2 protein-coding genes are annotated in these 910 nt (G+C 75.7%); both read left to right on the top strand.

Annotated elements, in window-relative coordinates:
• The coding region (locus BHU15_RS37600; protein ID WP_069631152.1) for an AAA family ATPase at positions 1 to 579 on the top strand (579 nt) is incomplete at its 5' end.
• Between the two features lie 107 nt (positions 580 to 686).
• Positions 687 to 910 (top strand): aminopeptidase P family N-terminal domain-containing protein (locus BHU15_RS37595; protein ID WP_171908541.1); only part of this gene is annotated, 224 nt, incomplete at its 3' end.

The following is a 910-nucleotide window of genomic DNA, read 5'->3' as shown; positions in this document are numbered from 1 at the left end:
CCCGCCGACAGCGGTACGGGCGCGGCCACGCTGGCCGTCCTGCTGATCGGCCCCGCCGGCGCGGGCAAGACGACCGTCGCCCGGCACTGGGCGGCCCGCCGCCCGGTCCCCACCGCGCACATCAGCCTCGACGACGTACGCGAATGGGTGTGCTCCGGCTTCGCCGACCCGCAGTCGGGATGGAACGAACACTCCGAGGCGCAGTACCGCCTCGCCCGCCGCACCTGCGGCTTCGCCGCCCGTAACTTCCTCGCCAACGGCATCTCCTGCATCCTCGACGACGCCGTCTTCCCGGACCGCCCGGTCGTCGGACTCGGCGGCTGGAAGCGCCACGTCGGCCCCGGCCTGCTGCCCGTGGTCCTGCTGCCCGGCCTGGAGATCGTCCTGGAGCGGAACGCGGAGCGCAGCGGCAACCGCAGGCTCTCCGACGAGGAGGTGGCGGGGATCCACGGCCGCATGGCCGGCTGGTACGGCTCGGGGCTGCCGATCATCGACAACTCCAAGTACGACGTCGAGACGACGGCCCGGGTGCTGGACGACGTACTGGCCCGCTCGATCGCGAGCCCGCCCGCCTGGTAGCCCGAGGGCCGTCAGGCGCGGCGCACCGTGGCACCGGCAGGGCGCGCCGCGCCCCGGTCGGACGCGCCGACCGCGCCGAGCCGGGCCCGCGCTCATAGGCTCGACGCATGTCAGAGGTGTTCGCGGTCCGTCGCGGGCGGCTGCGTGACCGGTGCGCCGCGGCCGGCAGCGATGCCGCCCTGGTGTCACTGCCCGCCAACGTCCGCTATCTCGCGGGCGCCGCGCCGCCGGGCGCCGTCCTGCTGCTCGGTGTCGCCGACCAGCGCGACGTACTGCTCTGCCCCCGCACCCCCGCCGGCGACCCCGCCGACGGGGGTGCGGGGGCAGAGCA

The organism is Streptomyces niveus, from assembly GCF_001723055.1.
In the GTDB taxonomy this organism is placed as follows: domain Bacteria; phylum Actinomycetota; class Actinomycetes; order Streptomycetales; family Streptomycetaceae; genus Streptomyces; species Streptomyces niveus.
The sequence above is the reverse complement of the archived record's forward strand: the minus strand, read 5'-3'. Positions and strand labels throughout refer to the sequence as shown.